At 47.0% G+C, this 23042-nt stretch carries 18 protein-coding genes; 3 read left to right on the top strand and 15 right to left on the bottom strand.

Going from position 1 to position 23042, the window contains the following annotated elements; genetic code table 11:
• Window positions 1-195 precede the first annotated feature (195 nt).
• Entirely contained in the window at window positions 196-1098 is a 903-nt protein-coding gene (locus AC1DOV_RS11720; protein ID WP_477550015.1) for a J domain-containing protein, read from the top strand.
• A 135-nt stretch (window positions 1099-1233) separates the two neighbouring features.
• Here AC1DOV_RS11720 and AC1DOV_RS11715 read toward each other — a convergent pair whose 3' ends face one another.
• From AC1DOV_RS11715 to AC1DOV_RS11670, 10 genes are all read right to left on the bottom strand, one after another.
• Window positions 1234-1908 (bottom strand): FadR/GntR family transcriptional regulator, encoded by a 675-nt coding sequence (locus AC1DOV_RS11715; RefSeq protein WP_477550052.1) that lies wholly within the window; start codon window positions 1906-1908, stop codon window positions 1234-1236.
• Between the two features lie 129 nt (window positions 1909-2037).
• Window positions 2038-2763 (bottom strand): LutC/YkgG family protein, encoded by a 726-nt coding sequence (locus AC1DOV_RS11710; RefSeq protein ID WP_477550014.1) that lies wholly within the window; start codon window positions 2761-2763, stop codon window positions 2038-2040.
• Window positions 2756-4285, bottom strand: coding sequence for a LutB/LldF family L-lactate oxidation iron-sulfur protein (locus tag AC1DOV_RS11705; protein ID WP_441880962.1), 1530 nt, complete (start codon window positions 4283-4285; stop codon window positions 2756-2758). Before AC1DOV_RS11705 ends, AC1DOV_RS11710 begins: the two co-directional genes overlap by 8 nt.
• A 1-nt stretch (window position 4286) precedes the next feature.
• Window positions 4287-5009 carry a (Fe-S)-binding protein gene (locus tag AC1DOV_RS11700; protein ID WP_477550013.1) on the bottom strand — a complete coding sequence of 241 codons (723 nt, stop codon included), beginning with the start codon at window positions 5007-5009 and terminating at the stop codon, window positions 4287-4289.
• A gap of 1312 nt (window positions 5010-6321) precedes the next feature.
• Window positions 6322-7080, bottom strand: a complete 759-nt coding sequence (locus AC1DOV_RS11695) for a DeoR/GlpR family DNA-binding transcription regulator (protein WP_477550012.1) — start codon at window positions 7078-7080, stop codon at window positions 6322-6324.
• A 37-nt stretch (window positions 7081-7117) separates the two neighbouring features.
• Window positions 7118-8587, bottom strand: a complete 1470-nt coding sequence (locus tag AC1DOV_RS11690) for a rhamnulokinase (RefSeq protein ID WP_477550011.1) — start codon at window positions 8585-8587, stop codon at window positions 7118-7120.
• Entirely contained in the window at window positions 8584-9804 is a 1221-nt protein-coding gene (gene rhaI, locus AC1DOV_RS11685; protein ID WP_441881464.1) for an L-rhamnose isomerase, read from the bottom strand. The genes AC1DOV_RS11690 and rhaI overlap by 4 nt, the downstream gene beginning before the upstream one ends.
• Before the next feature lie 31 nt (window positions 9805-9835).
• Window positions 9836-10207 carry a sensory rhodopsin transducer gene (locus AC1DOV_RS11680; RefSeq protein WP_076266750.1) on the bottom strand — a complete coding sequence of 124 codons (372 nt, stop codon included), beginning with the start codon at window positions 10205-10207 and terminating at the stop codon, window positions 9836-9838.
• Between the two features lie 13 nt (window positions 10208-10220).
• Complete coding sequence (locus AC1DOV_RS11675) at window positions 10221-12290, bottom strand: bifunctional aldolase/short-chain dehydrogenase (protein ID WP_339203653.1); 2070 nt, start codon at window positions 12288-12290, stop codon at window positions 10221-10223.
• A gap of 256 nt (window positions 12291-12546) precedes the next feature.
• On the bottom strand, window positions 12547-13452 hold the full coding sequence (locus AC1DOV_RS11670; RefSeq protein WP_477550010.1) for an ArsR/SmtB family transcription factor: 906 nt from the start codon (window positions 13450-13452) through the stop codon (window positions 12547-12549).
• 183 nt (window positions 13453-13635) lie between these two features.
• Between AC1DOV_RS11670 and AC1DOV_RS11665 the strand changes: the two genes are divergently transcribed.
• Both AC1DOV_RS11665 and AC1DOV_RS11660 read left to right on the top strand, forming a co-directional pair.
• Complete coding sequence (locus AC1DOV_RS11665; RefSeq protein WP_477550009.1) at window positions 13636-14802, top strand: iron-containing alcohol dehydrogenase; 1167 nt, start codon at window positions 13636-13638, stop codon at window positions 14800-14802.
• A 16-nt stretch (window positions 14803-14818) separates the two neighbouring features.
• The gene (locus AC1DOV_RS11660) at window positions 14819-15646 is read left to right on the top strand and encodes an aldo/keto reductase (protein WP_441881476.1); all 828 of its coding nucleotides are present in this window, start codon (window positions 14819-14821) and stop codon (window positions 15644-15646) included.
• A 63-nt stretch (window positions 15647-15709) separates the two neighbouring features.
• Here AC1DOV_RS11660 and AC1DOV_RS11655 read toward each other — a convergent pair whose 3' ends face one another.
• The 5 genes from AC1DOV_RS11655 to AC1DOV_RS11635 form a co-directional block, all read right to left on the bottom strand.
• Complete coding sequence (locus AC1DOV_RS11655; RefSeq protein WP_477550008.1) at window positions 15710-16870, bottom strand: sn-glycerol-1-phosphate dehydrogenase; 1161 nt, start codon at window positions 16868-16870, stop codon at window positions 15710-15712.
• Between the two features lie 84 nt (window positions 16871-16954).
• A complete protein-coding gene (locus AC1DOV_RS11650; protein ID WP_477550007.1) occupies window positions 16955-18835 on the bottom strand; it encodes a substrate-binding domain-containing protein in 1881 nt (626 codons plus the stop codon).
• Window positions 18832-20043 carry a response regulator gene (locus AC1DOV_RS11645; RefSeq protein WP_477550006.1) on the bottom strand — a complete coding sequence of 404 codons (1212 nt, stop codon included), beginning with the start codon at window positions 20041-20043 and terminating at the stop codon, window positions 18832-18834. Before AC1DOV_RS11645 ends, AC1DOV_RS11650 begins: the two co-directional genes overlap by 4 nt.
• 24 nt (window positions 20044-20067) lie before the next feature.
• Window positions 20068-21840 carry a cache domain-containing sensor histidine kinase gene (locus AC1DOV_RS11640; RefSeq protein ID WP_477511322.1) on the bottom strand — a complete coding sequence of 591 codons (1773 nt, stop codon included), beginning with the start codon at window positions 21838-21840 and terminating at the stop codon, window positions 20068-20070.
• 117 nt (window positions 21841-21957) lie between these two features.
• A complete protein-coding gene (locus AC1DOV_RS11635; RefSeq protein ID WP_441881490.1) occupies window positions 21958-23007 on the bottom strand; it encodes an ABC transporter substrate-binding protein in 1050 nt (349 codons plus the stop codon).
• Between the last annotated feature and the right edge of the window lie 35 nt (window positions 23008-23042).

Raw genomic sequence — 23042 nt, 5'->3', positions numbered from 1 at the left:
TCAGTCCACCTGCGTTTGATTGCCTTATGAAAGAGCGCAGTGCATTATCTTTTTCACTCGATGGCTCTCTACTAGTTATGCATACGAGAAAAATTCCATACGAATAAATTCGTCAAAATTTGCGTTACCCGCGGAATTCCGTATACTAATAGATAGGAATCATATAGGAGCTATTTACTAATTGAGGTGACACAAGTGGACGAGTTAAAACAAGCCTATGAAACGATGGGGCTGCCAGAACTTGCGGCCAAAGAGGAAGTGGAGAAGCGTTATACGACACTTATGCGTCAATCACGCTCCAGAGCACAGCTGCAGAAGGATAACGCGGGGGATGCGGATGAATCTTTTGCAACGATTACGAAAGCATATCGACTGATTCTAGAGTACGAGGATCGCAAGCTAACCGATGCCTTCAACGAGCAAGAGTACGGTAAATACAAGAAGATGGCTGGACAAGCTCAGAAAATGGATCATTTCTGGCGCTATTACAAGTTTCACACGCTCGGAGCCATTGCTGCAGTAGCACTTATTATTTATGGTGTAATCAGCTTCATGAACTATCGTGAAGAACAAGAGCGGCTCGCTAATTTGCCGCCCGTCGATTTGAACGTTTCATTTATGGGCAATTACATGCTGAAGGATGATGCACCTAAGAAAGAGCCGATTGAAACCGCTCTTTTGACAGCGTTTCCCGAATGGAAAAGATTTGTTTCTACGCTTACGTTTGTCCCTAAAGACCAGCAATCGCAATTTGCCTATATGCAGAAAGCAGTGCTCGTACTAGCTACTGAGCATCCGGATGTATATATTATGGATGAGAGCATTTTCGATTGGATCGGCGTTCAGGGAATGCTTATGAAGCTAGACGAAGATGTTAACGGAGTGTTCAAGCCGCACATGACTGACAGCCTTTCGAAGAAGCTTAAGACCGACGAGGATACCCAAGAGCATGTATACGGAATTGACCTCAGCAAGAGTGCACTGGTCAACCAGCTTCCGCTGTACAAAGAAAACATGATTATCGGCATCAGAGTCGATAGCAAAAATCCAGACAAAGCCAAAGCATTCATTAATAAATACTTGGCTACAATAAAATAGCAGAATAACAAAAAAAGCCCGATTCCGACAGCCATAATGATGGTTTGTTCGGTAATCGGGCTTTTTAAATGTTGACTGGCCGACAGTACTATTGAAAAACATCTTATCGCATGCTATTCAAGGATTCTCCATCAACTAGCCCTCTCCCAAATGCTTCAGCACGATGCTCTCAACATGCTTCAAATGCTGCTTCATTCGCTCAGCTGCAAGCTCAGGGTCCTTCTTCGCAATCGCTTCAACTATTGTAGAATGCTCCCTATGAAGTCGTTCCGCTACCGCCGCGCTCGAATAAAGCTCCACCCGTCTAATATCATGGATAGCTGTTTCGATATGATTCATAATCGATTCGAACAAACGTACCATGATCGTGTTATGGGTCGCATTGGCAAGCGTGAGATGAAATCGTAGATCCAGTCTCTCACCTTCGGACTCATCACCAGCGGCACGCTCCATCTCATCGATAATTTGGCTCAGCTGTTTAAGATCCTCATCCGTATGCTTTACAGCCGCGATTGCTGCATTGGATACCTCTAGAGATTCGCGAGCTTCCAGTAATTCCAGCACTGTCTTTCGGTTCATACGAAGAGACGCTAGCTCCGGCAGCTCCATATCAATCGGTACGCTGCGAATGACGCGACAGCCGCCTCCTTGCCGAATTTCAATCAAGCCCATCGCTTTAAGTGCGCTCAGCGCTTCGCGGGTAGTCGAGCGCCCTACCCCAAATTGCTCGGACATTTGTTTCGTAGAGGGAAGCTTATCTCCCACTTTTAATTTGCCATCTATAATAAGACGCTTCACTTGCTCGGTAATTTCCTCGTAATGATTGCGTTTTGACAGCTTCTCTACTTCTAATGACGGAATAACCTCTCACCTCCAACCTTAAACGGCATGCACTGCCTTCTAACAACGCCAAGCCGCTTCTCCTACCTTACTTTACAGCTACCCGACTAACAGCGCATACACGATGCCTGGTCCGTGAACGCCGATAGTCAAATCATTCTCAATATCGGATGAGCGGCTTGGGCCAGTAATAAAATGAATACCTGCTGGCAGCTGCTCGCGTCCCGCTTCATCAAACGTCACGAGCACTTCGCCAAGCCTCGTTTTTAAACGTTCGATCGGGATAATAATAATAAGTACGGTTGGCAGCAAACTGACGGACCGCCCTTTATTCGGAGCTGATAATACAGTAACCGAACCCGTATAGGCAACGGCATGATCCGCGATCACGATGCCAAAATCTGCTTCAGCTGCACGAGCGCGCCAATGCTGCTCAGCATCCGTATTCCACACCGATACGTGCGAATCCTTCAAAGCGCCTTCAAGCTCGAGCTCATCCAGCTCTGGCTGGTTTTGACGAATAATATATTTAGCACTCATTTCCTCCGCTTTGGAAACGATAAAGGATTTCACATCATCCATCGATGGAAGATGGGCTACATGACCGCCTACTGAAAGAAAATTGTCTGTAAACTGTTTGATTCGCTCTTCTTCCGGCCATTCGAATGAGTTCCAGAAATCGGGAGCTCCGCGAAATGGATGCTGTGGCTTATGTGTCATTCGCGGATGTCTCAGCTTAGCCGCAATATCATTCATAAAAAGCTCCTGTTTCGCCCGTGAATCTGCTTCAAGCTTTTCCAGCCATTGTTTATGTGTCTCAGCCATGACCATGTCCTCCTTTACCTTGCTTCTCCTCATGCTCACGATTACGTACAAGCTCTTCCATCCGATTTTGCATCGACGGCTCCATCTGTTTTAGACCCTGCTTCAGCTCCTGATCAAGCGTATCCCAGCGATCACGGAACGATTCCTTCGGCAGGCTAGGTGTCACACGATAGGTGTTCCAGCCCTTTAGCGGCCCAAGCTTCGTCTTAATGACGCCGCTTCGTACGACGAGCTTCTGACCGAGCTTACCGAGTCGCAGTACCCCGCCAAGTCGCGAGGAATTGCCCATAACGGTGGCGAAGCCTTGCATACCGATGGACTCCATTTTGCTGCCATTTCCACTTTCCACCTTGCGTCTGCGTAAATAAACAAGCATATCATGAAGGGGGATTTTGACCGGACATGCCTCATAGCAAGCGCCGCATAAGCTGGAAGCATTGGCGACATCATCCCATTCGGCGATGTTTTTGTTCAAGGACGGCGTAAGCACGGCTCCAATTGGTCCGCTATACGTGCTGCCATAAGCATGACCGCCAATGTGGCGATATACCGGACAAGCATTCAGACATGCACCGCAGCGAATACAATTGAGCAGCTCTTGGAACTCCGGATCGCCAAGCTGCAAAGAACGGCCATTATCAATTATAATGATGTGCATTTCGTCCGGGCCGTCTGCATCCTCGGAGCGGCGCGGGCCTGTAATGCCATTCATATACATCGTCAGCTTTTGTCCTGTTGCCGAGCGCGGCAGCAATGTAGCCATCACCTCAAGATCAGACCACGATGGAATGATTCGCTCCATACCCATCAACGTAATTTGCGTTTTAGGGACGGTACTCACCATTCGAGCATTGCCTTCATTTTCAAAAAGCACCATCGATCCCGTCTCCGCAATCGCAAAGTTGCAGCCGGTCATGCCGATCTCAGCCTCCAAAAACTTCTCGCGCAGCTTTTTGCGAACGAAGCCTGCAAGCGCCGTCGTATCCGGCGGCAGCGTATAGCCCGCCTCTTTGGAGAGCAATTCAGCGATTTGATAACGGTTTTTGTGAATGGCTGGGATGACGATGTGGGATGGCATTTCACCTGCAAGCTGAATAATATATTCGCCTAAGTCGGTTTCTACCGCTTCAACGCCAATGGATTCAAGCGCATGATTAAGATGCAGCTCCTCTGAAACCATTGACTTGGATTTGACGACCGACTTCGCATTCGCATGTTCTGCTATGTCTAGCGTCAGCTTGACCGCTTCCTCAGCCGTACTCGCAAAATGAATATGAACGCCGTTTGCGCGGGCATTGTTCACAAACAGATTCAAATAATAATCCAAATGCGCGATCGTATGGAGACGAATTTGTCTGCCCCGCTCCCGCCATTCTTCCCAATTCCCGTGCTCGTCAGTCGCTTTTTTCTTCCCATTGCGCAGCCGTTCTGTAGTGAATCGCACCGCTTTGCGCAAAAATTCGTCGTTGAGGGCAAGATCCGCTCTTGCTTTTACTGTAGCTTCCTTTTTCACGACAGCCATCTTATTTCACCCCTTCATATAGCAGCTCAGCCAAGTGCATAACACGGACGGGTTCGTTGCGATAACGCAGGTTTCCAGCAATGTTGAGTAAACAAGCCATATCTAGCCCGACCAACACTTCCGCTTCCGTCTCCAGCACATGATCGACCTTCTCCGTCACCATTGCTCCAGAAATATCAGCCATCTTGACAGCGAATGTTCCGCCAAAACCGCAGCAATCCTCAGCAAATGGGAGCGGTACAAGCTCAAGTCCCTTCACATTCTGAATAAGCGCAAGCGGCTCATCCTTTACGCCAAGTATTCGACTGCTGTGGCAGGAAGGATGATAGGTCACTTTATGAGGAAATGCAGCGCCAACATCGGTAACGCCAAGCACCTGCACCATAAACTGCGTGAATTCATAAGACTTGCTCTGAAGCTTGTTGGCCCGTTTCAGCATGACCGGATCATCCTCGAACAGCTTCGGATAATGGTGAATCATTCCCGTGCAGGAGCCTGATGGTGAAATAACGAAGTCGCTGTCTTCAAACGCATCCAATATCGTTTTGGCAGACTCCCTCGCTTCCTTCCAATAGCCGCTGTTGTAGGCCGGCTGTCCACAGCAGGTTTGTACCGTCGGAAACTCCAATGAAACACCGTACTTTGCCAGCAAGCGCACCATCGCTTCGCCGACTCTTGGATATAACGCATCGCTTAAGCAAGTAATAAATAATGAGACCTTCATACCCGCACCCCTTTCGTAACTTATACTTCTATAATATCAGGTTGTCAGACAAGTTTGGTAAAATTTTTTTGTGTGATAAATGTTTTAGATATAAGAACACATATGCGCTTTCCAGCTCTCTATCGCTGATAACCAAACTGCCGCTGTATTCTGTAAGCACATATAGGTGCTTACAGGCTCTCAACAATGTAACTTTTACGGCCGTAAGAACACATATGCGCTTACAGCTCTCTTTCGTAGGTAACCAGCCTGTTAAGTTGCTCAATAAGCACCTATATGTGCTTACAGACACTCATGAACGTGACTTTCAACGCTGTAAGAACACATATGCGCTTACAGCTCTCTTTCGTAGGTAACCAGCCTGTTAAGTTGCTCAATAAGCACCTATTTGTGCTTACAAGCACTCAGAAACGCCACTTTTAACGCTGTAAGAACACATATGCGCTTACAGCATTCTTTCGTAGGTAACCAGCCAGTTAAGTTGCACAATAAGCACCTATATGTGCTTACTAACACTAAGAAACGCCTCTTTTACCGCTGTAAGAACACATATGCGCTTACAGCATTCTTTCGTAGGTAACCAGCCTGTTAAGCTGCTCAATAAGCACCTATTGGTGCTTACAAGCACTCTGAAACACCACATTTCCCGCTGTAAGAACACATATGCGCTTAAAGCTCTCTTTCGTAGGTAACCAGCCTGTTAAGTTGCTCAATAAGCACCTATTTGTGCTTACAAGCACTCAGAAACGCATCTTTTACCGCCGTAAGAACTCATATGCGCTTACAGCTCTCTTTCGTAGGTAACCAGCCTGTTAAGTTGCTCAATAAGCACATATAGGTGCTTACAAGCACTCAGAAACGCCTCTTTTACCGCTGTAAGAACACATATGCGCTTAAAGCTCACTTTCGTAGGTAACCAGCCTGTTAAATTGCTCAATAAGCACCTATATGTGCTTACAAGCACTCAGAAACCCCACTTTTACCGCTGTAAGAACACATATGCGCTTAAAGCTCACTTTCGTAGGTAACCAGCCTGTTAAGTTGCTCAATAAGCACCTATTGGTGCTTACTGACACTCATGAACGTGACTTTTACCGCTGTAAGAACACATATGCTCTTACAGCATTCTTTCGTACGTAACCTGCCAGTTAAATTGCTCAATAAGCACCTATTGGTGCTTACTGACACTCATGAACGTGACTTTTACCGCTGTAAGAACATATAAACTCTTACAGCTCACTTTCGCCAGTAACCCTATACTATACAACAATAATGGCGCTGCACTTCTACTGAAGCCAGCGCCATCTATGCTCTACACCGTTGTAACGGAAATTTGTTTTTCCTTAAGCTGCGATAAGATCGCTGCTGGCAGCCGCTCATCCGTAATGATTGCATCTACATCATCTAAATCAACCACATGAGTAAATGCTTGAACGCCGAACTTGCTGGAGTCGGCGACCAGAATGACTTGATCCGCCATACCTACCATTTTGTGCTTGATGCGTGCTTGCAGCTCATTCGACTCGCTTACGCCGCGCTCCAAATGAACACCTTTGCAGGAGAGAAATGCTTTATCCACATGATATGCATCAAGAGAACGCTCGGCTAACGGACCAACATAGGACAATGAACGCGAAGCCAAAATGCCGCCCGTCGAGATCACTTCAATCTTCTCTTTGCTGCTCAGCTCCATCGCAACTTTGATGGAGTTGGTTAGCACCGTTAGAGGAATATCCGGCATGCTTGCCGCCATATACCAAGCCGTCGAGCTCGCATCAAGCAAAATACGCTCATTCGGCTGAATCAACTTAATCGCTTCCACAGCAATTCGTTTTTTCTCCTCCGCATGCGTAATCTCCCGCTCGAAATACGGAATTTCCGGCTGCTGATCCTTTACGCTAACCGCACCGCCATGGGAGCGGCGCAAACGTCCGGCTTGCTCCAAGCGGTCAAGGTCACGCCGAATCGTTTCCTCGGTCACCTGACATAGCTCGCTCAGCTCCGTAACCCGGATGCTGCCTCTCTCATTTACCAGCTGTACAATTTTATCGTATCGTTCATGGACCAGCATAACGTACCTCTTTCTTACTTATATTTGTATTCGCTGCTTAAGCGATTCCTGTTGTTTCTTTAAAAGCACGATATGCGCTCTCCCAAGCCTCATGCTGCTCTGGCTCATACACATCAACTGGGAATGACTCGCTTATCACTTTGCGCGCTTCCCAAATGTCAGCAAGCTGACCATTGGCAATCCACTGCACAATCATGTTGCCTATTGCGCTTCCTTCCACGGGTCCTGCCCACACCGGCTTGCCAATCGCATTTGCAGTCCATTGGCAAAGCAGCGTATTTTGAATGCCGCCGCCAACCATATGCAAACCGCTGAACGCTTGACCAGACAATTGCTCTGTTAACTCTAGCACATTTCGGTACTTCAAGACTAAGCTCTCCAAAATACACCGAACAATCGCCCCTGTATCAGCAGGTGCCGTCTGCCTTGTGCGCAAACAATACTCCGTTATTCTAGCAGGCATATCACCCGGGTGCAAAAACAACGGATCATCCGGATCAATAAACGCAGCGAATGGTTTAGCTTCTTCGGCAAGCTTTACTAATTCGGGGAACGTATAAGAAATTCCTGCCCGCTCCCATGAACGTCTGCATTCCTGCAAAATCCACAGCCCCATAATGTTCTTCAGCAAACGATACGTGCCATAAACGCCGCCTTCGTTCGTAAAGTTCAGCTTCTGCGACAATTCATTAATGACTGGCTCGTCGACTTCTGTACCCATAAGCGACCAAGTGCCGCAGCTTAAGTAAGCAAATGACTTTTCAAGTGCAGGTACTGCGACAACCGCTGAGCCCGTATCATGCTCCGCTGCTGCATAAACAGGAACGGACTCTATGCCAAGCTCCTCGCAAAGGGAAGCTCGCAAGCTGCCAACCTTCGCCCCTGGCTGTACAACCTCACCAAACAGTTCCGGCGAAATGCCAATCGAGCGAATCAGTTCCTCGTCCCAGCTGCCTGCAACAGGGTTATACAGCTGAGTTGTCGTTGCGTTGGAAAATTCATTATATTTCTCACCCGTCAAAAAATAACGGAGCAAATCCGGAATCATTAGAAAATGTTTGGCATCCCGCAGCAGCGGTGAATCTGCCTTCTTCAAAGCAGCCAGCTGGTAAATCGTATTAAACGGCAGAAACTGAATACCCGTCTTCGCAAATATCCCCGTTGCCGTCAATTCCTTTACTACCTGCTCCATTACGCCATCAGTATGATGATCGCGATAATGATAAGGATTGCCAAGCAGCTCCCCATTACTTCCAATCAAGCCAAAATCAACGGCCCAAGAATCAATCGCAAGGCTGTCCAGCGTAATATCGCGATGCTTAACTAGCAGCAGCGCTTGCTTTAACTCATGAAGCAGTCGCAAAATATCCCAGTGCAGTCGATCGCCGACCTGCACCGGATCATTGGAGAACCGGTGCAGCTCCTCTACCTCGATCTTGCCATTATTCAGCCTGCCAAGCAGCGCTCTTCCGCTGCTTGCTCCGAGATCGTAAGCAAGGATGGTCACCAGCTGGCACCGCCCTTGCCTCTCGCCAATATGTCTTTGCCATAGCTGCTGCTTAGGTATGCTTTCATTGGATCATGCGGCAAGCCCTGCTCTTCGCGAATCGTGTGCAAAAGCGGTGTAACATCGAATTCGAATGCGCGGCGCACAGCATCCTCAGCGCCAAGAACATCATTGCGTTCAGCAGCATCATTTACTTCATCATGGTTAATGAGCAGCGCCTTTGCCAGCTGGGTTTGCACATTCAGGACGGAGCGGAGCATGGCAGGGATTTTTTGCTCGATATTATGCGACTGGTCAATCATATAAGTAATGCTCTCTGCATTGCCGCGAACAGCAGCATCCGCATCGCCTGCAGCACTCAAGATTTGATAGAAAATCAAGAACAGCTCATAAGGATTCACAGAACCTACAATGAGATCATCATCCGCATATTTGCGGCTGTTGAAGTGGAAACCTCCCAAACGTTTCTCGTCCAGCAAATAAGCAACGATATGCTCGATGTTTGCGCCTGGCAGATGGTGGCCAGTATCAACAAGCACTTCCGCTTGCGGCCCTAGCTTTTGCGCCAAGTTGTAAGCCATGCCCCAGTCGGCAAGATCCGTATGGTAGAACGCCGGCTCGAAACATTTGTATTCAATGAGCATACGCATGTCCGGAGTCATTGCACTATACATTTCGGCCAAAGCTTCCTGCATCCAAGCTTTACGCTTGCGGATATGTCCTTGACCTGGATAGTTTGTACCGTCGGCGAACCATAAGCTAAATTCACGCGAGCCCGTTTCCTTGGCAATATCCACGCATTCAAGCAAGTGATCAGTCGCTTTCCGGCGCACTGCAGCATCGGAATTCGTTACGCTTCCAAGCATATAGTCTTCATCTTGGAATAGATTCGGATTTACCGCTCCAATCGAGAGTCCAAGATCTTCCGCATGACTTCTAAGCTTGCCGTAATCCTCTACCTTATCCCAAGGAATATGGATAGCGATAGACGGAGCGATTCCTGTCAAACGATGCACCTGTGCAGCATCCTCAAATTTCTCAAACGGATTGCGAGGCACGCCTTCCTTCTGAAATACCTTAAAACGAGTACCGGAATCACCATAGCCCCATGAAGGTGTTTCGATTTTGAGCGCTTTCAATTTTGCTTTTACCTCTTCAATGTTAATGCCTCTTTCTTTCTGCTGCTCCTCAAAAAACGTATAAGCGCGATCAGTCATTATGGAACACCCTCTCATTTATATTTTCAACCTATTTGATTGGAAAAGCCATCGTAGACATCAACGTATTCTCTGCCTGCGTCGAATCTAATCTGCTGTATTGTACAATGATTGGAATATTGCTCTGCACCTCAATGGCGTAAGGAACGCCGATTGGAATCGACGCCCCTTCCTTCATTAATGAGCTGGTGCGTATATGGTTTGTTCGTCTGCCGGGAACAACAACTTGAATATCTTCCATCGGCTCGCGATCCTCAAAATAAATCGTAATATGAATAATGGCCTCTTCGGTGGAGCAATTCAGCACGCATATCGATTCATGGCTGGTAAGCGTTCCCGTGCTGTCTGGCGGTATATAACCATCCGGTATATACCAAGATTTCTCGCCTCTCCCTTGGATCATATCGCCTAACCTCCTAACGGGTGAATGCAGCAGGTACGCCGCCGTCAATAGTTAACATACAGCCTGTCGTTTTATCTGCTTTGGAGGAGGCAAAAAATGCAATGCCCTCTGCGATGTCGCGCGGATAAATGTTGACGAGCAGCGTCGTACGCTTGCGGTAGTATTCTTCCAGCTGATCCGGCTCAATGCCATAAGCCGCTGCACGTTCATTGCGCCAGCTGCCGTTCCAAATTGCCGACCCCTGCAAAATCGCATCCGGCAAAATCGTATTTACACGAATGCCGAATTCGCCGCCCTCAGCTGCGATACAGCGTGCCAAATGAGCTTCAAGCGCTTTTGCCGAGCTATAAGCAGATGCATTTTTACCCGCGTACACAGAGTTTTTCGAACCGATGAACACCATGTTGCCGCCAATGCTCTGCTGCTTCATTAATTTAAACGCTTCGCGAGCGACCAGGAAATAACCTGTTCCGAGCACATTCATATTCAAATTCCATTCCTTAAGCGATGTCTCGTCGAATGGGCTTGAAGTCGCAAGTCCAGCGTTGTTCACGATAATGTCCACGCCGCCGTAAGCAAGTGCTGTCTCTGCATAAGCAGCTTTGACCTGCTCTTCGCTCGTTACGTCCATTTTCACTGCTGTTGCTCGGCATTCGCCAAATTTCTCATTAATTTCAGAGGCAACCTTTTGCGCGCCTTCAAGATTAAGATCTGCAAGCACGACATGCGCACCCTCTGATACTAAACGGCGAGCTGTTTCACTTCCGATACCGCCAGCGCCGCCTGTAATGAAAGCAACCTTGCGCGAAAATTCCGTTTCAGCCGGAGCAAGCGACAATTTGTAAAGCTCTAATGGCCAATATTCCACGTTGTACGACTCGTTCTCGCTAAGCGATACGAAATCACCTAATGCTGTTGCGCCGCGCATCACGGCAATCGCACGGTGGTATAGCGCTCCGCTCACTTGTGCCATCGCCCAGCTCTTGCCGGTGTTGATCATACCGATACCCGGAATTAGAATTACGCGAGGCGCTGCTTCAAACATGACGTCGCCTTCATTTTTGTTGCGTTCAAAATAAGCTTTATATTGCTCTTTGTATGCAGCGATTCCTTCTGATAGTTTCGCCTTCAAACCATCGATATCCTCTGCATTTGGCGTCCAGTCAATAAACAATGGAACAACCTTCGTATGCACCAAATGATCCGGGCATGCAGCGCCGACCTGCGATAATGTCGGAGAATTATTCCCGCTTACGAATGCAAGCACATCCGCCTCATCGTCAAATGTCAAAATCATCTTCTTCGCATCGCTCACTGCGCCGCGAATGGTTGGCATAACCTGTGCAGCTACGCTTTTGCGAACATCAGCTTCGAGCACCTCGTATTTCACGCCGCCAAACAATGAAGCCTCGTCAAAACGAGATTCAATGAATGCCTCTGCCTCGGAAATGATTTTGATCGTTTGCGCGTAACACTCCTCGCTAGTCTCGCCCCAAGTAACAAGGCCGTGCTTTTCCATCAGCACCAGCTCGGCATTTGGATTGGCAAGAACACCTTCGGCAATCATTTTGGAGAGGTTGAAGCCTGGACGAACATAAGGAACCCAGACAAAACGGTCGCCGAAAATTTCCTTCGCAAGCGCTTTTCCGTTATCCGCACAGCACAAGCTAATAATAGAATCGGGATGTGTATGATCCACATGTTTGAATGGAAGAAAAGCATGCAATAGCGTTTCAATCGACGCACGCGGGTGCTTCGAATCGATCATGCAGTTGACAAGGTAAGCAACCATCTCTTCGTCCGGCATTTCAGCACGTTCAAATAATGGACGGATATCATCCATCCGCAGTCCAGTAAAATTGCCTGCTTTCATAGAAGCAAGATCCGAACCGCTGCCCTTCACATACATCACTTCAACGTCGCGACCGCGGAAATCTTTTACGATTGTTTTGCTAGACGTATTGCCGCCGCCGTAATTGCAAACTCTGCGATCTGCACCAATGATGTTGGAGCGATATACGAGCTCAGCCAATCCGCCTTCCAACTGCGATGCTTTTTCGTTTTCCCACAAACTTTGTACCATGGATATACCTCCGAATGATGTTTTGTATTTGTTTGAATCGATCATATCACATTTGTTTATGTTTGAATACGATTATTTCAAACACAAACAAAAATGTATATTTGTCGTTTTCTTTTTATATTTTTGACTAAACAAGCTATTCCCACAGTTACGGGCAGCAAGCATGTACTTAGTAGACAAACAAAAAAAGATGCCCCTCAAGGTTGTAAAAAACCTAAAGGGGCATCTCTTCATTATATACACTACGCAGCATGCCTTACTGGCAGCGCAGCGTCACTTCAATATCTTGGTTATAATTCCCGAATCCTTTGCCAAACAGCGTAACGCCGCCGCAATTTCTCGTCGTTGTGCTGGATGAGATGCGGAATAAAATTTCTTTGTCATAAGCGAGCATTAGCTCGCCAATCGTAACATCAGATACTTTTATCCCGTCAATGTAAGATCCTTGTTGATTGACGCGGATCGTTTTCATAAATCCATACTGAATATTTTTATGCCACCACTCAGGAGTATACAACCCTCGTGAGCTTCCAAAATCGCCTGGATACGTCCACGTTCCAACACCGACACCGTTAATCGTAAAAGCAATATCCGATGGCAGGTGGTTGACGCTGCAAGGCGTGTCCGAACAGATCTCCATCGCAATTTCGAGCGACTCTGGCATTTCGTTATTCACCATATAATTAGGTATACGGTATTCCACAAATCCTGAACCAAACCATAAGACTTTGGCATGGACATGCTCTGGATCGGCAAAATAACGTGGATCATCGCACATCCCGATCATTTGAGTATCGGATGCCAGTCCACAGGTTGGTTTAATTTGGTACGATGAATAATGTCCCACGGGAAGTGAAACCGAGTAACGCTTCGTTTCGTCCGTGACGGGTTCACTCTTAAAAACCAACATCGCCTGCGACAGCTGGAGATGGCATACCTTTTGCATGCCGCGCTTGCCCGCCACGCTTTCGCTGCGAACAATGCCGGCTTCCTCCAGCATATGAATATGTCTTGTAACGATAGGAGACTTTATATCTAGCGCCTCGGATAAGCTTTTTATATTCATAGGCTGCACGCCTAGCAATTCAATCATTTTGACCCGTGTGTGTGATGAGAAGCATTCAAGAAACTTCATATTGCGGCTGCTCACTTCAATTTCCATTGCTGCTTCCCCTGTCTCTAGCTAATTTCAAATCATTATATAACTAAAAAGTTATCCTTTCAACACTTCCCTGCTCCACCTTGACTTATGGAGTAGAATTCACTAAAATAAACGGCGTATACATAACTCAAAAGATATTTAGTTACCTTTTTAGTTATCTAAATAGTTTTAGGAGGAATTAAGATGAACTCATTTCAATTCGTTAATCCAACTCATATTGTGTTTGGTGAAGGTACAGCCAAGCAAGTAGGCCAATTAACCTCCAAATACGGCAAAACGGTCCTGCTCGTTTACGGATCAGGCAGCGTCAAAAAAACAGGCTTGTACGATCAAACCGTAAGCCTTCTTCAAGAAGCTGGCATCAAAGTGCACGAGCTTCCTAATATTGAACCAAACCCGCGTTTAACTACCGTCAAAAAAGGGATCGACATTTGCCGCGCTGAAGGCGTTGATTTCATTCTAGCCGTTGGCGGAGGCAGCGTTATTGATGCAGCCAAAGCTATCGCTGCAGGTGTTCCTTATGAAGGCGATGTATGGGATTTCTTTACAGGCAAAGCTGTTATTCAAAAAGCGCTTCCGCTTGGTACGATTTTGACACTGGCTGCAACAGGTTCGGAAATGAACGGCTCTTCGGTCGTTACGAACTGGGAAGAAAACTTAAAGCGTGCTTTTGGCAGCTCGCATACGTATCCGGCGTTCTCGATTCTCGATCCTACGCTTACGTACACGGTTCCTCGCAACCATACCGTTAACGGCGCTGTGGACATCATGTCACATGTGTTCGAGCAATATTTCAGCTTAACGCCAAATACTCCGCTGCAGGAGCGCTTCTGCGAGTCCATTTTGCAAACGGTAATTGAGAATGTTGAGCTAGCTCTTGCAAACCCTGAGGATGCGGCTGCTCGCGCGAACCTTATGTGGTGTGGTACGATGGCTTTGAATGGCGGTCTTATCAGCGTTGGCATGAGCAATGACTGGGCTTCGCACGGCATTGAGCATGAAGTGAGCGCCATTTACGATATTCCGCACGGCGCAGGCTTGGCTGTTATTTTCCCGAACTGGATGAAGTACGTTTATGAAGAGCGGGTGGATCGTTTTGTTCAATATGCAACTCGTGTATGGAATGTGAATCCAGAAGGAAAATCAGACAACGAAATCGCTCTTGAAGGCATTCAAGCCACTCGTGATTTCTTCACGAAAATTGGTGCTGAGTCACGTCTTGCCGACTTCGAGATCGGAAGCGACAAACTGGATCGCATGGCTGAGGAAGCTGTACGTTATGGCACGATTGGTTCATTCAAGCGTTTGGAAAAACAAGATGTTAAAGCTATTTTGGAATTATCACTTTAACTGGAGGTTACGATAAATGACTCATGCCCTAACAGCACATACCACATTAAGTAACGGTGTAAAAATGCCTTGGCTTGGTCTTGGCGTATGGAAAGTGAAAGATGATGGCGAAGCGGAAAGAACGGTCGCCTCTGCGATTGAAGCTGGTTATAGAAGCATCGATACAGCAGCAGCTTACAATAATGAAGAGGGTGTTGGCGCTGGTATTCGCAACAGCGGGATCGCGCGCGACGAAATTTTTGTAACGACAAAAATTTGGAATGCTCATCAAGGCTACGATTCCACGCTGACTGCCTTTGAAGACAGCAGACGGAAACTTGGCATTGAAGTTGTTGATCTATTGCTCATCCACTGGCCTGTAAAGGATAAGTACTTGGAAACTTGGCGCGCGCTTGAAAAGCTTTACCGTGACGGTTATGTACGTGCAATTGGCGTGAGCAACTTCCAAATCCATCATCTACAGGATGTCATTACAGCAGGTGAATTTGTTCCTATGGTCAATCAAGTGGAATACCACCCGCTTCTTACACAAACGGAGCTTCACGCTTTTGCCAAGAGCCGCAGCATTCAGCTAATGGCTTGGAGCCCGCTTATGCAAGGAAACCTGGATCAAAGCGTGCTCGCTGATATTGCTGCCAAATACGGCAAATCGCCTGCTCAAGTGGTGCTTCGTTGGGATCTGCAAAACGAGGTCGTTACGATACCAAAATCGATTACTCCGGCACGCATTAAAGAAAATGGAGATATTTTCGATTTCACGCTAACGTCTGAGGAAATGGCTCAAATCAGCGCGCTTAACCAAGATCACCGTTTTGGCCCAGATCCAGATAATTTCAACTTCTAAATTAAATCACTCCAAAATAATAACGGCTCCATCCTTGTTTCAAAGGATGGAGCCGTTTTTTGCTTAAATGGAATTATACACGCTTAGTAACGTATATCTGTTTGGCCTAACGAGATGGGCTTTCTGCAAACTTGCCGTGAGCAGCTCCGTATCGACCCCGAGCTCCTCCGTCGTTGTCGGACCGCCAACCTGCTTTAGCCACGCTCTAATTTGGGCATCATCCGGAAGTGCGGCAATGGCCTCCCGTACCTTCTCAGGATTAGCTATAAAAGCTAGACCTTCTTCTTCAGCAGCAAGCTGGTGATATAGCTTGGAAATTTCCGCGCAGGCTACGCCAACCTTTGCACCGTGCAGCAGCTGCCTTTTGCCAAGGCGAATATATTCCATTTCCCAGAAATGCGACAAATGATGCTCTGATCCGGACGCCGAATGCGATTGACCGAATAATAGCATGGCAAGGCCGGACTCAATAAGCGCTTCAATAAGTATGCGAATGCCTCGCTGGTCACGGGTAGCAATTAACGAAGCATTCTCTACACATTTGTTAAGTGCAATACGCGTAATTTCAGCAACCTCTTCTGAATAGGGCTCACCGCCTTCGGCTGCGCCAAAGCTCCAATCAAATAACGATGTATATTTTCCCAGCATATCGCCAAAACCAGCAGCTACCATGACTGCTGGCGCCGCTGCGAGGATTTCCAAATCAGCAAATATCGCATCGGGGCCAATGGCTGCGATCGTCTTCTTCTCGCCGCGAATAATAATCGGCGCTCCTTTGGAATTGAAGCCGTCAACAGATGGCGCAGTCGGAACGGATACAAAGGGAATGCCAGCTGTATAAGCGGCATAACGAGAGATATCATGTATCGTTCCTGAGCCTGCTGCAATGACTACCTGTGCTTTGCGCAGTTGAATGTCCAATAAGAGCTGCACGATCGATGCTTCATCCGCAATGACATCGCCTTGACGGTCCGCTTTTATAATCGTCACATGAACAGAAATTCCTTGCGCTGCAATGGCTTCCTCAAGTTGTTTCCCAGCAATGCTGTATGTAATCGCATCCGCAGCAATAACAACCCGACTATACTGCTTTTCCTTTATATATGGTGCTACCGCTTGAAGAGCACCCGCTTCGACAAGCATAGGGTTTATTTCAATCGCTCGCAACGTTTCTTCATCAAAGCCTGCTGCTAGCTTTTTCACTCTATCAATAAGGTTTGACATGGGCTATGCCTCATTTCGTAGTGTAATATTTTTATTCTGCTCTTGATGGCATACCTTGTCAACTTTAACAGCACTCTCCTTCTATTAATATTCACGGCTTGCTAGCGCCATTTTGGCAGATTCCTGCGTAAAAACGCCTTCAGCAGTAATAATCTTCATCGGAAGCACCTTGCCCTCTGACAAATCCTTAACCGCCTTCATGAGCTGAGGACCAAGCAGCGCATTGCATTCAACTGCAAAGTTAAGCTTTCCGATACTTAATGCTTTAAGAGCTGACTTTGTTGCATCAACAGAGATGATCGTAATGTCCTTACCCGGCCGCAAGCCAAAATCCTCAATGGCCTCAATAGCGCCTAAAGCCATATCATCATTATGAGAATAAACGACGTTTATCGCAGAGCCATGCCGTTTCAGCGCCGCCGCCATCAGCTCTTTGCCCTTCTTCTTCGTAAAGTCGCCTTGCAATGATTCAAGCAAGGTGAAGTTTTTATCGGTTTGGATAACCTCCTTGAACCCTTGCATCCGCCCAACAGCTGGCGCAGAGTGCGCTGTTCCTTGCAGCTCGACGAATTGATAGCTTCGTCCTTCCTCTCCCTCTTGAATCAACCATCTTGCCGCCCTTCTGCCTTCCTCGCGAAAATCTGAACCGATGTAAGCTGTCCACAGCGTATCATCGCTTACGTTCACTTCACGATCAGACAGTATGACTGGAATTCCTGCCTCCTTCGCCTCCTTCAATACTTCTTCCCAGCCGGTCTCCGTCTTCGGTGAGAAGGCGATCACATCCACCTTTTTGTTTATAAACTGCCGAATCAGTTCAATTTGTTTATCTTGCGACTGCTCCGCATTCTCATAAAGCAGCTCCACACCTGCTTCCTTTGCCGCATTAATGACCGACTTTGTATTCGCGATTCGCCAGCCGCTTTCCGTACCCACCTGTGCAAACCCTAATACAATCGGAGATTGTGCCTCTTGGAGCGTTGGCGCTGGTGAATGCGTAACACGCGGCTCACCCTTCCCCTCCAGTTGATTCGTTATTTTCTGACTGCGCAAAATAACCTTTTTGGGAATTCCCTTTTCTTTATTCAATATATCAACTGCATAACGAATCGCTTCCTTGCCGCCAGGGGGGCTTGTAAAAGTGCCTGTCAGCTTGTTCTCCGAGACGAGCTGCAGGCTGCCGTTTTCAGAATTGACGCCATCGATACCGATAATATTAATATCATTCCTATCAAGCTTCTGTACTGCTCGGTAAGCGCCAAGCGCCATGGCTTCGTTATGGGCAAAGATTAAGTCAACCTCGGGTTGATCCTTTAACCAATCCGTTAGCAGATCCTCCGCTCGATCGCGCTGCCAATCCGCATTCATCGTCTGCACGATGCTAAGCTTGGAATTATGAATCGCTTCTCGAAATCCATTGCTGCGTTCTTCAACGGTCGGTGAACCGGCCAGCCCTTGCATTTCAATAATTTTACCGCCCGACTCACCCAGCGTTTCCATTGCAAATTCGCCAGCTTTTCTGCCGATCATTTCATCGTCCGTACCGACATAAAGCGTATAATCATACCCTGTCACGCCTCTTCCGAGCACGATAACAGGAATATTCTCGTAAACGGAGCTTACTGTTTGCGTGAGAGCTACTGGATCATCAAGCGATATGATGAGCAGATCGACGCCATATCCAACCAGCTTCTTCACATCCTTCGCCTGCTGCTCGCTGCTTTGCGCGGCATCGGTGAAGATAACCCGCATATCCGAGTGCCTGCTGACCTCCTGCTGAATTTCCTCATTCATGGCCACGCGCCAAGGCTCGCTCAGATTGGGTTGGGACACTCCGATCAAATAATTGTATCCGCTGTCATTTTTCACAACCTTCTCGTTCATTACGCACGCCCGCGTCCATACTACCAAAGCCACAAAAATCAAGCAAAGGATAAGAAAACCTGCTGCCTTTCTTCCAATCATGAACGTATCCCTTTCTTATAGACCATAGGAGAGGTTCCAGTCACCTTCTTAAAGGCGCTGCTGAAATAATGCTGGCTGCTGTACCCTACCTTCTCCGCAATTTCATACACTTTGAACAAGGGATCGCTCATCAATTGAATCGCTTTCCGAATTCGAACCTCCGTCAAATAATCGATAAAAGAAAGCCCAAGCTCCCGCTTCAGCTGCTTGCTTAAATAAGTAGGACTCACCTGCACACCTTCAGCGACATCGCCAAGCGTCAGCGAAGGCATGTAGAAATTACGATCAATAAATTTTTTCGTCAAAATAACGATCGGAGACAAGCTCCCTTTGCTGCCAAGCTCTCTTGACAATGTACGGTACAGCTTCGGAAACTCTTCGATACTCTCCACTGCCTGCTGCTCAAAAATAATCGTTTTTTCAAGAAGCGCTTCCATTTTATCTTGAATTTTCTGTCCTAACTTGAGCCATTCGTTATAGCTTTCTATACAGCCCATGACGATGATTTGACCTTTCTTATCGTTAAGCACAACATGATTGCCCGCTCCATTGCCAGCAAGCAGGTCCTCTGTAATGTTTTTCAAAGCAAACTCCAGAAGGTCGCGGTCCCACACGCGCATCGCCTTGCCGGATTCCACGTTTTGAATCACTTTAAAGGCGATCATGCCGACAACATCTACCCAGCCTAGTCTTAAGAAGGCGGTCTGATTATGAATTTCCTCAGGCGCAATAATACCTTCCAGCCATTTCAACAAAAACGCATCCCGAATCGCGACGGAATTGGTTTTGAGCTGCTGATCCATCCATTCCAGCTTTTGCTCCTTGTCTCGTTTCTGCTCAAGCTCGCTTATTGCTTTGCGCACAACAGTCTCCAGCTTGCTTTTCATTACAGGCTTGAGCATATATTCAAATACATGCAGCTTTACGGCCTGCTGTGCGTAACGAAACTCATCATGTCCTGAAATAACTATGACAATGCTGCGTTCCAGCGTTTGCCGCAGCCGCTCAATGAACTCCAGCCCGTCAACAAATGGCATGCAAATATCAACAAACAAAATATCAGGCTTACGCTCTTCCGCAAGCTCAAGCGCTTGCAAGCCGTTCTCGGCTTCGCCTACCAGTTCTATGCCAAGCTCCTCCCAAGGAAGCACCTTGGCTAATCCTCTGCGAATCTTCGGCTCATCATCCGCAATAAGCAGCTTCCACATCTCCATACCCCCAGCCATTTCAAGTTATCCAACCATTAACGGTAGTTTTACCACGATTTTGGAGCCTTGTCCCCGCTCGCTCTCAATGGTAAGACCATAACCAGAGCCATATGACAGCTTGATTCGTTCATTCACATTGTACAATCCATAACCTCGATCCTCGCCGCTTTGCCGGATAGCATGAAACGATTCATTCATCTGAATCAGCCGCTCTGCTTCAAACCCAACGCCGTCATCTTCAACGACGAGAACCAGCTTATTGTCTTCTGTAAAGCCATGTATACGAATCGTGCCTTTAGCCAGCTTTTCTTTGATGCCATGATAAATCGCGTTCTCGACGAGCGGCTGCAAAATGATTTTGAGCACGCTTAGCGTCTGCAGCTCCTGCGGAATGTCGATCTCGAAGGATAACTTATCCTCATATCTGGCCATTTGAATAATCAAATAGCTCTCCACATGCTGAATCTCGTCGCTAAGCGGAATAACCTCTCGTCCTTTGCTAAGGCTGATTCGGAAGAGATGAGTTAAGGCAACAACGATATCGACGATATCATCGGCATCCCGGTCCTGAGCCATCCACTGAATCGTATCCAGCGTGTTATAGAGGAAATGGGGTTTAATTTGTGCTTGCAATATTTTCAGCTCAGCCTCACGTTTCTCCCTTTGCTCCAAATATACGAGATGAATCAAATTGTCAATTTCCTGCACCATATGGTTAAAGCTATTGCCCAGCTGTCCGATCTCATCTTTCGTTTTACTAGGAAAGCGCAGATGAAGCTCTCCTTCTTCTACCTTCTTCATTAAACTGCGCAGCTTCCCAACGGGACGAACGATCGCATTCGTAAAATACCAGGATGCCATAAAGGCAAGCAGCAGCGTGACCAGCGCAATAATAACGGTATAAAATTGAATGTCCGCAACGACCTGAAGCGACTCCTTAAGCGGAAACACGCCGACGATTCGCCAATCAAACTCTGGAAAGGTATTATAGATCATCTGGTATTCAAGCTCATTGACTTGGCGAATGACTTTGCCAGAGCGCCCCTCCATCCAATCGCCCGAAATGCGGTACACAATCGGATTGACTGGCGAATACACGACACCGCCATTCTCATCCATAATAAAAATAAAGCCGCTTTTCCCTAGCGATACCGATTCTACGATCGCCTGAATAATGTCTAATTTCATATCGATCAAAATAACGCCAAGCACTTGGCCGGTCAACGGGTCCTTTACGGCCCGCACGAACGACAGCACCTGATCGGCGCTTAAATTTTGCTCTGCTCTAATATTTCTCCCAATCGGATGGCTGAACAAATGAATATGCTCCGGCTGAAGAGCTGCCTTCTTATACCACTGCTCTTCCGTCATAAAATCTCTCGTAATCGGCTCTAAGCCGCTGCTTGCGAATTGGTTGTTGCGGCTCACAATCATTGCTCCCGCAATTTCTACATGCTTCTCTATATAGACCCTCTGAAGTTTCCTCACCTTAGAATCCAGCAGCTTCAGCTGCCCTGATTCGTTATTCGACCTTCTCATAAATTCGATGACCGACGCGTCCTGCGACAAATAATAAATAATGTTATCCATTTCTTTTATGTATACTTCAATGTGGTTTTTAACCTGATCCATCATTTGCACCGTATGTGCGTTCGTTTCCTCTTCAATAGCATTTTTGTATAAGGTGCTGCCCAGAATGCTGAGCGCAGCGATTGAAAATAAAATAATGATGACGAAATAAAATAAAAGCTTGAAACGGATACTACGATTCGCAAATAAACCGCTTAGCATAAACATTCAATCCGTCCTCATCAAATAATGATCATTTCCTTTGAAATGCGAAAAACGAAACTGCATAAGAGATTTTTCTCTTCTGCAGTCTCGTAATTTACCTATCTTCAATTGCCATAACGATTAATATTTGCGATTTGGCAGCGCATCGATTGCTTTTTGGCCGAAATAAACGTCCTCATCCGATTTAATCCATTTTTCGAGCGTAGTGCCAGCTTTGTAATCGAGAATCGCTTGCTTCAGCTGTGGTCCCAGCAATGGATTACATTCTACAGTAACATTCATTTTACCTTCTGCAATCGCTTCAAATGCTGCTTTAATGCCGTCAACGCCTATAATTTTAATATCTGTACCTGGCTTCAAGCCCGCTTCTTCAATCGCTTGAATCGCTCCTAGCGCCATATCGTCATTATGTGCGTAGACTACTTGGATGTTTTTATCCTTTTTCAAATAAGCTTCCATGACCTCTTTGCCTTTGGCGCGAGTGAAATCGCCTGTTTGGGAATAAACGATTTTGTAGCCGGCTTCGCCAGCAATCGCATCCTCGAATCCTTTTTTACGGTCATTCGCTGCGCTTGCACCTACTGTGCCTTCCAATTGAACGATGTTGACCTGAGCGCCAGCGCCAAACTCATCGATCATCCATTTCGCTGCGTTTTGACCCTCGAGAATAAAGTCGGAACCGATAAACGATACATACAAGTCCTCATTGCCTTTTGTAATGCCGCGGTCTAGCAAAAACACTGGAATATTCGCATCTTTAGCTTCCTTCAATACCGTTTCCCAGCCTGATTCTACGACTGGCGCAAGTCCAATGGCATCTACTTTTTGGGCGATAAACGTACGGATCGCTTTAATTTGGTTTTCTTGCTTTTGCTGTGCGTCAGAGAATTTCAGCTCGAAGTTCGGATCTTCGCTAAAAGTTGCTTTAACCGAATCGGTCTCAGCATCACGCCAGCCGCTTTCCGCACCGATTTGCGCGAATCCTACAACCAGCTTCTTGTTCGCTTCCGGTGGTGCTTCCGTTGCCGCATTCTCTGTTGGCTTGTTTGTTGCATTTCCGCTTGCTGGTTTGTTGCCCCCATTATTGCTGTTGTTGCCACAACCGGCGATCAAGCCTACCAGCATAATCGCAGCTAGCATCGTGACGATAAACGGTTTCTTTCTGTTCATTCTTATTTCCTCCCTATCGAACTTGTATTGGCTAC

It is taken from the genome of Paenibacillus sp. 01T47, assembly GCF_056398245.1.
This window is presented reverse-complemented; position numbering and strand designations above follow the sequence as displayed.